Source organism: Streptomyces sp. NPDC014733, from assembly GCF_043083385.1.
Taxonomy (GTDB): Bacteria; Actinomycetota; Actinomycetes; order Streptomycetales; family Streptomycetaceae; genus Streptomyces.
The window spans coordinates 1-12573 of the sequence record NZ_JBIBYO010000022.1 but is presented as its reverse complement, the minus strand read 5'-3'; the positions used below and the strand labels follow the sequence as shown (position 1 = coordinate 12573).

Annotated in this window: 12 protein-coding genes; 9 read left to right on the top strand and 3 right to left on the bottom strand. The window is 70.6% G+C overall.

Annotated elements, in window-relative coordinates; translation table 11 throughout:
- Positions 1 to 28: 28 nt before the first annotated feature.
- From ACF1BH_RS29635 to ACF1BH_RS29620, 4 genes are all read left to right on the top strand, one after another.
- The gene (locus tag ACF1BH_RS29635; protein ID WP_391647481.1) at positions 29 to 184 is read left to right on the top strand and encodes a hypothetical protein; all 156 of its coding nucleotides are present in this window, start codon (positions 29 to 31) and stop codon (positions 182 to 184) included.
- A 149-nt stretch (positions 185 to 333) separates the two neighbouring features.
- On the top strand, positions 334 to 1095 hold the full coding sequence (locus tag ACF1BH_RS29630) for a hypothetical protein (protein WP_391647480.1): 762 nt from the start codon (positions 334 to 336) through the stop codon (positions 1093 to 1095).
- Positions 1096 to 1216: 121 nt separating this feature from the next.
- Complete coding sequence (locus ACF1BH_RS29625; protein ID WP_391647479.1) at positions 1217 to 1594, top strand: HIT family protein; 378 nt, start codon at positions 1217 to 1219, stop codon at positions 1592 to 1594.
- Entirely contained in the window at positions 1591 to 2115 is a 525-nt protein-coding gene (locus tag ACF1BH_RS29620; protein ID WP_391647478.1) for a nucleoside 2-deoxyribosyltransferase domain-containing protein, read from the top strand. The genes ACF1BH_RS29625 and ACF1BH_RS29620 overlap by 4 nt, the downstream gene beginning before the upstream one ends.
- A 172-nt stretch (positions 2116 to 2287) precedes the next feature.
- Here the strand turns inward: ACF1BH_RS29620 and ACF1BH_RS29615 are convergent, their stop codons facing one another.
- Both ACF1BH_RS29615 and ACF1BH_RS29610 read right to left on the bottom strand, forming a co-directional pair.
- Entirely contained in the window at positions 2288 to 2440 is a 153-nt protein-coding gene (locus tag ACF1BH_RS29615) for a hypothetical protein (RefSeq protein ID WP_391647477.1), read from the bottom strand.
- Between the two features lie 53 nt (positions 2441 to 2493).
- Positions 2494 to 2745, bottom strand: coding sequence for a hypothetical protein (locus tag ACF1BH_RS29610; protein ID WP_391647476.1), 252 nt, complete (start codon positions 2743 to 2745; stop codon positions 2494 to 2496).
- A gap of 154 nt (positions 2746 to 2899) precedes the next feature.
- Here ACF1BH_RS29610 and ACF1BH_RS29605 point away from each other — a divergent pair, with 154 nt between their 5' ends.
- From ACF1BH_RS29605 to ACF1BH_RS29595, 3 genes are all read left to right on the top strand, one after another.
- On the top strand, positions 2900 to 4144 hold the full coding sequence (locus ACF1BH_RS29605) for a hypothetical protein (RefSeq protein WP_391647475.1): 1245 nt from the start codon (positions 2900 to 2902) through the stop codon (positions 4142 to 4144).
- Positions 4137 to 4676 carry an N-acetyltransferase gene (locus ACF1BH_RS29600; protein ID WP_391647474.1) on the top strand — a complete coding sequence of 180 codons (540 nt, stop codon included), beginning with the start codon at positions 4137 to 4139 and terminating at the stop codon, positions 4674 to 4676. Before ACF1BH_RS29605 ends, ACF1BH_RS29600 begins: the two co-directional genes overlap by 8 nt.
- Positions 4677 to 4773: 97 nt before the next feature.
- A complete protein-coding gene (locus ACF1BH_RS29595; RefSeq protein ID WP_391647473.1) occupies positions 4774 to 5286 on the top strand; it encodes an HNH endonuclease in 513 nt (170 codons plus the stop codon).
- Positions 5287 to 5647: 361 nt separating this feature from the next.
- On the opposite strand, the gene ACF1BH_RS29590 is transcribed toward ACF1BH_RS29595, so the two are convergent.
- On the bottom strand, positions 5648 to 6172 hold the full coding sequence (locus ACF1BH_RS29590; protein ID WP_391647472.1) for a hypothetical protein: 525 nt from the start codon (positions 6170 to 6172) through the stop codon (positions 5648 to 5650).
- A 414-nt stretch (positions 6173 to 6586) separates the two neighbouring features.
- On the opposite strand from ACF1BH_RS29590, the gene mobF reads away from it, so the two are divergent.
- Both mobF and ACF1BH_RS29580 read left to right on the top strand, forming a co-directional pair.
- Positions 6587 to 11083: a MobF family relaxase gene (mobF, locus tag ACF1BH_RS29585; RefSeq protein ID WP_391647471.1), complete on the top strand. Its 4497-nt coding sequence runs from the start codon at positions 6587 to 6589 to the stop codon at positions 11081 to 11083.
- Between the two features lie 98 nt (positions 11084 to 11181).
- The gene (locus tag ACF1BH_RS29580; RefSeq protein ID WP_391647470.1) at positions 11182 to 12453 is read left to right on the top strand and encodes a PQQ-binding-like beta-propeller repeat protein; all 1272 of its coding nucleotides are present in this window, start codon (positions 11182 to 11184) and stop codon (positions 12451 to 12453) included.
- Positions 12454 to 12573: the final 120 nt, after the last annotated feature.

Here is a 12573-nt window from a genome sequence, read left to right as displayed (position 1 = left end):
CCACACCCGACAGAGAGGACCGATCACCATGACCGTCGCTGAACTCCGTGCCGTACTCGCCGACCTCCCCGGATGGGCAGCCGTTGTCATCCCCGTCACCTCACCCGGGGAAGACTTCGCCGAGGACGTCGACCTGACGTACACCGACTACCACGCCGGCATCCTCACCCTCGACACCAACTGACCCGCACCACCAGGCCCCCGGCCTGCCTCACCCCCGCCAACCGCTCAACGCCCGCGCCTCGGCGCGCCCCGCTGCCCGCCCGTCGTGCGGGACGGGCAGCGGGGCGCGCCTGGCGACCATCTCGTCCGACTCCCGAAAAGTGAGGAACCATGACCACCACCGCCCTGTTCAACCCGTTCGCCGGCCCGGCCTCCGAGGACGGCGCCGCGTGGCGCGGATACAGCGGCCAGCTCGTCACCAGCGAGCAGATCGCCCGCCACATGGAAGCCGCCGCCACCCTGATGCGGGCCGGGAAGTGCCGGCCCGACGTCGACCCGGCCCTCGACGCCGCCCAGGCACCCGGGGTCGGCGACGAGGACACCCACCAGTTGGCCTGCCTGGTGCTGGAGACGCTGCTGAAGCGGAGCACCGGCGCCCGCGTCGTGCTCCTGTCGCAGTGGGCAGGGCACCCCGACCGCACCCCGCAGATGGTGGAGGGCCTGCTGCGTGACGGTGCCGGTCTGGTCCGCCGCCTCCCGCAGGGCGCCGACCTCGGCAAGGTCCTGGGCCTGTTGACGTTCTCGTGGTACGGGGGCAGCGGGGCCGAGGTCACCGGCGACGCCGTAGCCCGCCACGTGGAGGCAGCCGCCGCCCTGATGGAGAGCCGGGGCTGGGACCCGCAGTTCTACGACATCAACACCGGCCACGGCGTGACGGACGCTCTGCAGGCCACGCTGCTCGACGGGCACGGCACTCGCGACACCAAGTACGTCGCCGTCACCGTCATGGAGCGACTGCTCGCCGCCCTCCTCGAGGCCCCCGTCGTCCTCCTGAACGAGTGGACCTTCCACGGCCAGCGCACCCTGCCGGACGTGCTGAAGCTGCTCAAGTCCGCCGCCGCGTACGCCCGCGCGTTCGGCCCCCGGGCCTGATCACCCGCCGCGGAACGAGCTGCGCGGCAGGCAAAGACGCCATCACAGGACGTGGGGTCAGGATGCTCGAACCGTCCTGACCCCACTGCGCTCATCATCCACCATCTGAAGGGGAAACACCTTGACCTGCACTTTCTGCACCATCGCCGCCGGGGAGGCACCGGCTGCCATCGTCCGTGAGTGGCCCGATGCCCTCGCGGTCCGCCCGCGCAGCGGCGGCGTGAACGACGGGCACGTCTTCGTCCTGCCGCGTGTCCACGTGGAGGACGCCGGTGCCGACCCGGACGTGACCGCCTCGGTGATGCGCCGGGCCGCCGAGCTGATGGCCGAGCAGGACGCCGCGAACTTGATCACCTCGAAGGGCGAGGCGGCGACTCAGAGCGTCCACCACCTTCATGTCCACGTAGTGCCCCGCAAGGAGGGCGACAACCTGCCCCTGCCCTGGACCCCGCAGCACACCGCCCGCGCCACCGTCGCGCAGAACGAAGCCACCTCATGAGCACCGTCAACCTGATCATGGCCCGAGAGGGACTCCCGGCCGGTCCGTCCGTCTTCCTCGCCGGCCCCACCCCCGACAGGAGCGCGCCGGTCCCGTCCTGGCGGCCCGATGCCATCCGTGCCCTGGCCGCGCAGTGGACCGGTGACCAGCCGCTGACCGTCCTGAGCCCCGAATCCCGGAACGGTGAGCGCGCCGACCGCTACGAGACCCAGGTCGACTGGGAGACCAACGTCCGGAAGACGGCGAGCGCGATCCTGTTCTGGATCCCCCGCGACATCGTCGTTCTCCCCGGATTCACCACGAACGTGGAATTCGGTCTGGATGTGACCAGCGGCCGCGCCGTCCTCGGCTGCCCGCCCGACTGCCCTGACCCCCAGCGCAACCGCTACCTGATCTACGTGGCCCGCCGCCACGGCGTACCGGTGTGCACCACCCTGGCCGACACCGCGGCCGCAGCCCTCCAGATCGTCCGCCACCACATCACGCACCCCGCCCCGCCGACCCGCGGAGGCACCTGGTGACCAAGGAGAGCCACTGAACAAAAGCGGGCCCCGTCGGGGCCCGCTTTTTTGCGTTCGGAATCGCCCCGGCCCAGCCGTCGTCAGGCTCGTTCACCAGCAGCTAGAGGCCCCGGTCACTTCGCGGTGACCGGGGCCTTTTGCCGTCCGGCCTCGGGGGGGAGCCGGACGGCGGTCAGGGACGCTCGACAGGGACTGCGGTGCCGGCGTGGACACGGTAGGGCCTGTCCCTGTCGGCGAAGACGATGGCGACCCGCGGCGCCCCGGGGGTCGAGTAGTCGTCATGGACATCGACGACGGTGTGCCGAGTGCCGTCGGGCAGCGTCACGATGTCGCGGCGCCTCAAGGTCCATGCAGCCCGTGGACGGTCCGCCATAGCCCTCACTGCTCCGGTGTCCGCAGGGCGAGGGCGTCCACGCCGGCGTTGACGACGACGGCGAGCTGCGCGACCACCGCGGCGGAGCAGCCGCCGAGCTCGACGAGGTCCCGGCCGAGGACGGTCCCGCCGTTGCGCATCGAGGGGAAGCGGAGATGGACGCGTTCCAGCGCTGTGCGCAGTGCTTCCACTGCCTCGTCGGCGTCCACCTCCACCTCGTTGCTTGCCTCGTCGCTCAGATTCGTGGGTGCTTCCACCAGGGCCCCTTTCGTCGTGGTGACCTACGACGAGCTAACCGCCACCGGGGGCGGTTCAGGCATGACGAACCCGCACCTTTCTGCTCCTCACCACCATGACGAATTGACCTGCCCTTTAACTGAGGTGACGGTCAGCCAGCTCTACCGTGCCCTCATGGGACGGGCGAAGAACCAGGCGCTCAGCGCCTGGATGGATGAGCACAGCGTGACGGCTCTGGAGCTGGCCGAGCGGGTCAACGAGGCCCTGATGACCCTCACCGGGCGCCGGGGACGCCTCGATGAACGGAGGATCTTCAGCTGGCTCTCCGGCGAGACCCGGTGGCCGCAGGAGCGGCAGCGCCGGGCCCTGGAGAAGGTGACCGGCCACGGCGCCCGGGTCTTAGGGTTCATCCCCCGGAGTGCAGCGCAGGAGGACGACGTGCACCGACGCGAATTCCTGGCGGCCGCCGGCGCCGCCGCCCTTCCCGCCCGCGGCCAGGTGGGCACCGGCGACGTCGCCCAGCTACGCGCCCGCATCGACGCCCTGGCGCAGCACGACGACGCCCACGGCGGCAGCCGCCAGCTGGAGGAGACCGCGCTGCTCCGCACCGAGCAGGCGCACGACCTGCTCCAGCGCACCGTCGTCTCCTCCCGAGTACGCGGCGAGCTGTACGCCCTGGCCTCGGATGCATCAACCACCGCGGCGTGGGCCGCGATCGACACCCACGCTCCCGGCCGCGCCGCCGACCACCTCCACCGCGCCCTGGCGCTCGCCGGCATGTCCCACGATGCGGCCGCCGAACTCCGGGTCTGGCACAACCTGTCGATGCTCGCTTCCCAGGAAGGTCGGCACGCCGACGCGCTCGCCGCAGCGCGCGCCGCACGGGACTCCCGCGCCGCACGGCGCGACCCGTTCCTCGCATCCCTCGTGCACGCGCGGACCGCCGCCTGCCACGCCCGCGCCACCAGCCGCAACGGCGTCCTGCGCTCCCTCGGCTACGCCGAGCAGGCTCTCAGCCGCGCCGACGACCGCGCCCGACCGCGCTGGACGCACTTCCATGGCGCCGCCGAGCTGCACGGCCTGGCCGCGGTCTGCCACCTGCGGCTCGGGCAGTACGACCATGCCGAGTACCGGGCCCACCACGCCCTCGCCCAGCTCCCGCCCGAACTCGTCCGCAACCGCTGCTACTACACCCTGCAGCTCGCCCTGGCCCAGGTGCAGCAGGGCGACATCCACGGTGCTTGCGCGAGCGCTGACCGCGCCCTCGCCCTGGCCGGCCCGAGCGGCCCCTCGGCCCGCATCCGCGCGCTCCTGGCCGACGTCCGCGCCCACCTGTCCGCCGCCGCTCCCGCAGAGCCAGGCGCCCGCGACTGGCTGGAGCGCACCACCCCCACCCCGGAAGGTGACCACCGTGTCTGACCGCCTGCAGCACGTCCCCGCGCAGCAGTACCCCGAGGTCCGCGACCTGCTCCTCGACCTCTACCGCGAGATCTACGCCGCCGAAGACGCGGCCTTCCACGACCTGGAGCGGTTCGCTGAGCGGTCCGACGCATACGCCCGGCACCCGGGATGGACCGCCGTGATCGGCCGGACCGCGGACGGCCAGGCGACCGGCTACGCGTTCGGCGCGCCACTGCCCGAGGGATCGCGGTGGTGGCGCAGCGCCCTCCAGACGCTGCCGGAGGAGTACACCAAGGAGGACGGCGCCCGTACGTTCGCGGTCTTCGAGCTGATGGTCCGCCAGGGATGGCGCGGGACCGGCGAGGCGGCCCGCATCCACGAAGCCCTGCTGGACGGCCGCCCCGAGAGCCGGGCGACCCTGCTGGTCGACGCCACCCACGGCGCCGTACGGCGCCGCTACGAGGAGTGGGGCTACCGCCACATCGGCGACCAGCAGCCGTTCACCGACTCCCCGGTCTACAGCATGCTGGTGCGCGACCTTCCCGAGTAGCTGACCGTCAGGTGTCCCGTACTCTCGCTGGGACCGATTGCAGCGTGCCGACCGGGGGGGCGACGTGGGAGAAAAGGCGCAGCGCGCCCTGGCGTACGTGGCTGACCGCAGCGTCCTGGTCCCGCACGGCTGCCGCTACTGGACGAACGCGCTGACGGACGACGGCTACGCCAAGGCCGTGATCACCGTGGAGGGCCGGGAGCGTACGGTCCGCGTCCACCGGTGGCTGTTCGAGCAGGTGGTCGGCCCCGACCCGCTGCCGCCGTCGAGCGTCGTCGCGCATGCGTGTAACGAATCGTTGTGCGTGCGCCTGGAGCACCTCTCCGGGGTGTCGCAGCGGGCCAACCTCGCACAGATGGCCGCGCAGGGCCGCAGTGCCGGCCGCGCCCATCACGGTCGGGCCGACACTCGCGGGCCGCTGGGACGGGCGCAGGCGATCCAGGCCGCCCTCCGCGGCGGGCTCGACCTGCCGGCGCTCGCCGCGGCGATGCGCGACGGCGACCCGCGCCCGCTCGTGCGCCGAGCCCTGGCAGGTGGGTATAACGTCGACGCCTATCTGGCCGCCGTCGAGGCGAGCGATCCCAGCGCCGCCCAGCTCCCGCTCTTCTGACTGCTGCGGCCGGCCGAGGGCGCGCCCAAGGCCACATGGCACGCGTAGCCGCTTCTCGTCGGCGGCTGCGGCGGTTCCTGGGTGCGAAAAGACGGCTGGCTACGGAGAGGGAGGGGGAGGGGTGCCCCCCCGTTGCGGTGCAGCAGGGCGGACGGGGCCGGACGCCGTACTCACGTCGTCACGGATGCGGGCGCGTGAGGAGACCTGACGGCCCGTAGGGACTGATGGGGAGCAGCTGCTGCCGCGATGTGGCACAGGTCGTGGGGTGGCTCCGCTCGACGCGGGCCGGACTCGCCACTCGCTGACCCGGAAAGCGAACAGCCCCACCTCGGTTCGAAGTGGGGCTGTTCGCTTTCCGGGCTCAGGCTGCCGATCCTGGCGGTTGGGTCACGCCCGTGGCTGCCGGTTCCTGCTGTCCGTTCTGCTGCTGCGGAAGGGTAGCCGAACCAGCCCCGGCAGCGTCGGCGGCGCCCGCATCGGTCGAGGCGGAATCCGCCCCGTCGGCATTCTCAGTGGACTGCCGCTCAGCCGCCGAGCGCTGCTCGACGTTGGCCTTGGCCGCACGTACCTGATCCACCGTGATCCCGAGGCGCTGCGCAGCCTCGGTCTGGTTCACGCCGGAGCTCAGCATCGCGACCACGAGCTGGTCGGCCTCGGTACGTTTCGAGGCGGCCAGCTTCTCGCGGCGTGCCCGCAGTGCCTCAACCTGACGCTCTGTCTCGTCCTCAAGGTCTGCTATCTGCTGTTCGAGCAGCGTGAGCTGGGTGGCGATGTCCAGACGTGCCGCCTCGGCCGCCTGGAAGGCGGCGGCCCGTTCGGCCGCGGCCTTCCGGGCCTGGATCGCCCTCGATGACTGCCGCTTCTTCCGGGCGGGGGTCTCCGCCATGTGCTGCACCTCCCGTTGTGTTCGGACTGGTGTGCGCCATTCTGCCCGCTGCATTCCTCAGACTCCCTGGTGCCGGCTGCCACCCGCTCCCCCGGGTGGGCGGAGGGAGGGGAGGTCCGTGCCGGGTGAAGGGCGCTCCAGGGAGCGGCTGCTTTGCAGCGCGGTGTTCCACCGCGCGAGCGCCTTCCCACAGTCGTGCTCGGAGAGCCCACCTGTGGATAGCCGCCACACAATTTGTGTGTGACCGAGAAGAAGTCTTGAGAGCGATCTCGCCGCTCGTGCATCGCAAGCTCGCACCCACGCAGCATCGATGCACTCTCAAGACTTCTTCTCGGTCGGAGCTCTTGCATTATGAATGTACTAGGGTTTGTAGCACTCCCCGGAAGGCGGTGGGTGCCGGTAAGATCACCCGCCATGATGACCGTCCACAAGTTGAGTGCTGGGGACGGCTATACCTACTACCTGCGCGAAACTGCTTCCGCAGATGTTCGCCGTCCGGCCGACCAGGAACTGGGCGACTACTACCTGGAGTCAGGAAATCCGCCCGGCGTTTGGATGGGGTCCGGTATCGAGGCCCTGGGAGTTTCCGGCACGGTCACGGAACCCCAGATGAAGGCCCTGTTCGGCGAAGGGGTCCATCCGGAGCGAGACCGAATCGTTGCAGAGCGAATCGCCGCGGGCGACAGCGTGAAGAAGGCCATGCGGGCCGCGAAGCTGGGACGCTCGTACTACCGTTACCACCAGGCCGACACGGCATTCGGTCGGAAGCTGGCCGAGGACCTGCAGACGTTCGAGCGTCTCAATCACCGCGAGCCGGATGCCGCCGATCGTGCTGAACTACGCGGCAAGGCCGGTGCGGTGACCTTCCGCAAGGAGCACGGCCGAGGTCCATCCAGCACAGAGGAGCTGGGGCAGTGGATATCCGGCCAGGAGCACTCCAAGGCCAACCAGGCCGTCGCCGGATACGACCTGGTCTTCAAGCCCGAGCCCGGCATCACTGCCCTGTGGAGCCTGGGCGCCCCGGAGGTCCAGCACGCCATCGAGGCGGAGCATCAGGCTGCGATCGGCGACACCCTGCAGTGGCTGGAGAAGAACGCGATCATGACCCGCACCGGGGTCAACGGAATCGCCCAGGAGAACGTCGCCAGCGGACTCGTGGCCACCCGGTGGCGGCACTACGAGAACCGCAACGGCGACGCCATGCTCCACGATCATGTCGTCGTCTCTAACAAGGTCCAGGGCGTCGATGGGAAATGGCGATCGATCGATGGCACGCTCCTGCACAAGATGGTCGTGGCGGCGAGCGAGCACTACAACGCCCGAGTTCTGGAGCGGACGTGTGAGCGCCTGGGACTGCGCGCTGAAGCCCGCGAAGTGACGCCCGGCAAGCGCCCCGTCATGAGCATCGCGGGCGTACCCGAGGAACTGATACAGCTCCAGTCCACGCGCGGCACCGACATCAAGCGGCGCACCGAGGAGCTGGTCGCGGAGTACCGCCAGACCCACGGACGCGAGCCATCTACCAAGAAGATGTACGCCATTGCGAAGCAGGCAGCGCAGGATGGCCGGCCCGACAAGAAGAAGGCTGAACCCCTGGCGGTCCTGCGCAAGCGCTGGCGGAAGCAGGCCGTTGCGGAGCTGGGTACGGACCGAATAGACACCCTGCTCCAGACTGCCAAAAGAGCCGCACAGCAAATACGGCCGGGACGCGCGGCCGCGGCGAACATCGACGTCAACGCCGCCGCCCAGCAGGTCCTCACGACGGTGTCCGACGAGCGAAGCGTATGGGGCCGGCGGCAAGTTCTGGCCGAGGCCCAGCGGTGGGTGACGCAGACCCTCAAGGGCGCCGATCCGGGTCGGAATCTCGTCGAGCGCATCACGCACAGGGTCCTCACCGAGGGGTCGGTGAAGATCACTCCACCCGACCCGAACCCGCAGTTCGCTCCCCTCCAGAGGGCCGACGGCACCTCCATCTATCGGCATCGTGAAACCGAGATCTATACCAGCAACGAGGTACTGGCAGCCGAGGACCGTATGGTCGCCGCCGCACGCACCGACGTCATCCCAGCGGTGACCCCGGACATCTACAACCGCGTGGAAGCCGCCTACCAGCAGGCGCATCCTGACCGGCCACTCGACGCCGGACAACGGGCCATGGCCCGATCCTTCGCGACGTCCGACCGGCTCGTCTCGGTGGCCATCGGACCAGCTGGTGCAGGCAAAACCACCTCGATGCGGGTCGCCGCTGACGCGGTCCGGGAAGGCGGAAACCGCGTCATCGGACTCGGCCCTTCAGCGCGGGCCGCCGCCGAACTTTCGGACGGAATCAACGCACCCGCCTACACCCTCCATGAATGGCTCGGAGCCCGCGAACGGCTCCGAGTAGGCGGCCGTGTTGGCCCCGAGTTTCGACTCAACCAAGGCGACGTCGTGGTGGTCGACGAAGCCGGGATGGCCGGCACCCGGCGACTGGCCCGCGTGGTCGAGGAAGCCGCCGCAGCAGGGGCCCTCGTCCGGCTCGTCGGCGACCCGTACCAGCTGGCATCCGTCGAGTCCGGTGGCGCCCTGCGGCTGCTCACCACCGAGGTAGGGGCGGTCGAACTGGAGGCTGTACATCGCTTCAGCAATCCCGAAGAAGCCGCCGCTTCCCTGACGCTGCGCAGCGGTGAACCGGACCAGGCGTGGGACTGGTACCTGGCCAACAACCGCATCGTTGCAGGCAGCCACGACGAGATGCTCCACCACATCTTCGCCGACTGGCAACAGGACCAGAGCCAGGGCCATACGGCCATGATGATGGCCGATGACAACGACACCGTCGCCCAGCTCAACGCCCGTGCGCAGGCGTGGCGAGCAGGGACCGGCGAGATCGACATGCGCCGCGGAGTCGCCCTGCGCGATGGCCTTGAGGCCCATCGCGGCGACCTCGTCGTCACCCGCCGCAACGCACGGAAGAACACGCTCCGCGGCGGCCGCGACTTCGTCAAAAACGGCGACCAATGGGAAGTGGAGAAGGTACGCCGCAACGGCGATCTCGTCGTAAGACACACTCGCCACCGCGGCCGCACAATGCTCCCGGCCGACTACGTCGCGCGGTACACGGAACTGGGGTACGCCAGCACCGGACACCGCGGCCAGGGCGCCACGGTGGACACCGGATCGGGCCTGTTCAGCCGCAGCACGACCCGCGAGTCCGCCTACGTGCAGACGACGCGCGGCCGCCTCACGAACCGCATCTACGTCGTGCTGGAGAAGGGCGAGAAGATGCGCGACGTCCTGGCCTCCGTCGCCCGCAACACCCAGGCATCGCTGTCTGCCCGCGAGACGATCCGTACCGAACAAGACCGGGCCTGGAACATCGGCAAGCTCGTTGCCGAGTACCACGACGTGCACGATCGGGCGGCGGGCCTGCGCTACCAGAACCTGACCCGCAATGTGCTGGGCCCGGCCGCCGAGCACCTGATTGCCGAGGACGCCTGGCCCGCGGTCACGCGTGCCCTGCGGGATGTCGAACGAGCCGGATTCGCCCCCGAGAAACTCCTCAACCGTGCCTACCACCAGAGGGATTTCGGGGACGCCGAGGATTCCGCGGCAGTCCTTTCCTGGCGCCTGGACAACCACCTCACCGAAGCCCGCGAGGCCCAAGACCGGCTGGAGAAGCACCAGCCCACCAGGCCGCTGGCCGACCTCACCGACACCCAGCTGCAGAGCCTCGCCGACCGTGCCGGTGCCCGCCGCCGTACCGCCCTGGATGCGCTGCGCCGCACCAGCGCACGGTTGGCCGGTCAGCCCAAGCACGTCGTTGTCGACGGCCTGCCCCACCCGGCATGGCCCAGCCGGACATACGGCGACCTCACCCGCAGACAGCTCTCCGACGCCATTGCTCAGGCACGGCGCGACGGCCGGATCGCCACCATCGAAGGCGCCCGCGATGCCGCCCGTGAAGCTGCTGAAGACCTCCGTACGCTGCGCAAGGAACAGCAGCTGCGGGCGTCGATGAGCAGGCTCGACAGGGTCCGCGAGGAGTGGCAGCGAGAGCCTGGTACCGGGCACGCCCACACCTCCCGCCAGCCGGTGGAAGCCACCCTCGACGAGATGCGCACCGCCCCGCACGACCAGGACCAGGCGGCCGTGCAGCTGGCGCGCGCCGACCTGATCCACCAGCGTATCCGGGCGGAGCAGCGACTGCGAACGATCCTCCCCGGGGCCGCCAAGACGGTGCCCGACAGCAGCAGCGAGGCGGTGCCGCAGTGGCTCGCCCCGCGCGACGTCGAGCGCGACGCACACACCCCCACCGCGTGGCGCTCCCATCTGTCCGAGCGCCGGCAGATCCTGGCCGACCGCCTCGGCCAGACTGGCCGCGAACTTGCGGCGGATCCGCCGGCCTGGACGCGGCCGCTGGGCCCCGTACCCGCGCAGGGCACCGAACTTCGGGAGACCTGGGAGCGCACCGCGGCCCTTGCCGATGCCTGGCGCGCCCGCCACCAGACCCGCTCCACCGAGCCCGGCATCGGATCGCGCCCCAGCAGTCAGCAGGACGCCGCCGAGTGGGACAAGCTGCACGAGCAGGTCGCCACCACAGGCCGCCGCGCCCGCGCCACCGAAGCCGCCGCCGCCCGCGGATCCGCCCTGGCCGACCGGCCGGAGCCGGCGCAGGAGACCGACCAGAGCAGCGGCGTCGAGGGCCGGCACGAGGCCCGGCGCCGCACGATGGCCGACCTTCGTGCACGCCTCGACCGCGGCCGCGAGGACCGCGCGGCCATCCTCGACCGCACCGAGGACGGCCGGTCCGCGCGCCCGCAGACCGGCGGCCAAGGCGACGAGGGCCGTACGGCGGCCGCCCGCCGCGAGCGCGATGAACGTGATCACCAGCAGCGCGACGACCGCGACCGTGGCGGCCCCGAGCGCTGACCGCGATCCGGTCAATTCCGCCGAGGACCTGAACGCGGGCGCCGCCACGCATAGGTTCGCAGGACGACCAGGCCCCGGACGATGAAGGAATACCTCGAATGCGCTCGATCCTGAAGGTTTCCGCCGCGCTGTCAGCCACCGCCACGCTGGCGCTGGTGACCGGGTGTGGCGGGGCTACGGAGCCAGGGGCTGACCACAAACCGAACCCGAAGAAGACGGCCAGCGCTCCCCCGCGCAAGAGTTACGACCCGCCGCAGAAGTTCGCCGCGAAGGGCGTCCCGCTCCCCGACGTTGCCGCCGGCGACAGCATCAGCCTGGCGGGCACCATCCGCAAGGCGCCGCCGCTCGTGCTGCACGGGACCGACGCTTACGTCGCGGCCGCCGACAGCCTCCAGGTCATCGACACCAGCACGGGGACGGCGACCTCGGTCGTGCGGCCGCGGCACAAGACAATCGTCGAGAAGGACGCAGAGACCAGCGCCCCGGTCCTGACCCCGGACGGCCGGCAGGTGCTCGCCCCGTTCGTGGTCGAATTCCCGGGCAAGGGCACCACGCCCAGCCGAGCTGGCGTCGAACTGGACGCCGTGGACACACGCACGGGCAAGGCCAGCTGGACGCTCGACCTCGACGACTTGCCCAACTGGGCCAACTCGCCCGAAACCCAGGTCCGCGTGGTCGCCGCGACGAAGAGCACCGCCGTGATCAGCGTGGCCGCCGGCGAGCGCGGAGCGACGTACGCCGTCGACCTCGCCACCTGCAAGGCCACCTGGCACAACGACGAGGTCGCCGCGGCAACCGTCATCGGCAATACCGCCGTGGCGCTCACCAGCAAGGACAGCGTCCGCCAGCAGGTCATCGGCCTCGACATCGACCACGAAGGCAAGCGCAGCTGGAGCAAGCTCGACGGCTACGAGCTGACCGTACGCCCCGCCGGCCCCCACCTGGTTGCCGTCATCGGCCGCGACTACGACAGCGGCGACGACATCGGCGTGCTGCTGAAGCCCGACGGCTCCAAGGCCACCGACCTCACCGGCGACTCGCTGGGCCTCACCTGCCACTACGACGACGCGTCGGTCACCGTCTGCCAGACCGAGGAACCCCGAACGCTCGCCCTGGACGCCGAGACCGGCAAGCAACTGTGGAACCTGCCGGAGAAGGGCGCCAACCGCGTCGTCCCCACCGTCACCGCCGCCTGGCACGGCGTGGTCTACGGCACCACCAGCAACGGCCCCGTCGTCCTGGACGCCAAGACCGGCGCCGACCGCAGCGCCTCCCCCGGCGCGGCCCCGGCCGCCGTCAACGAGTACACCGGCATCGCCCTCGACCAGGACGAGCGCCACACGCTCGTCGCCTACCCTGCCACCGGCTGACCGCTCGCTCCCGGAACAGAGCGAAGGCCCGCGCCGATGGCGCGGGCCTTCCGGTTTGGAGAGGGAACCCGAGGGTCAGACACTCCCTTTGGTGGCACCGCGATGCGAACAGGCTCCACC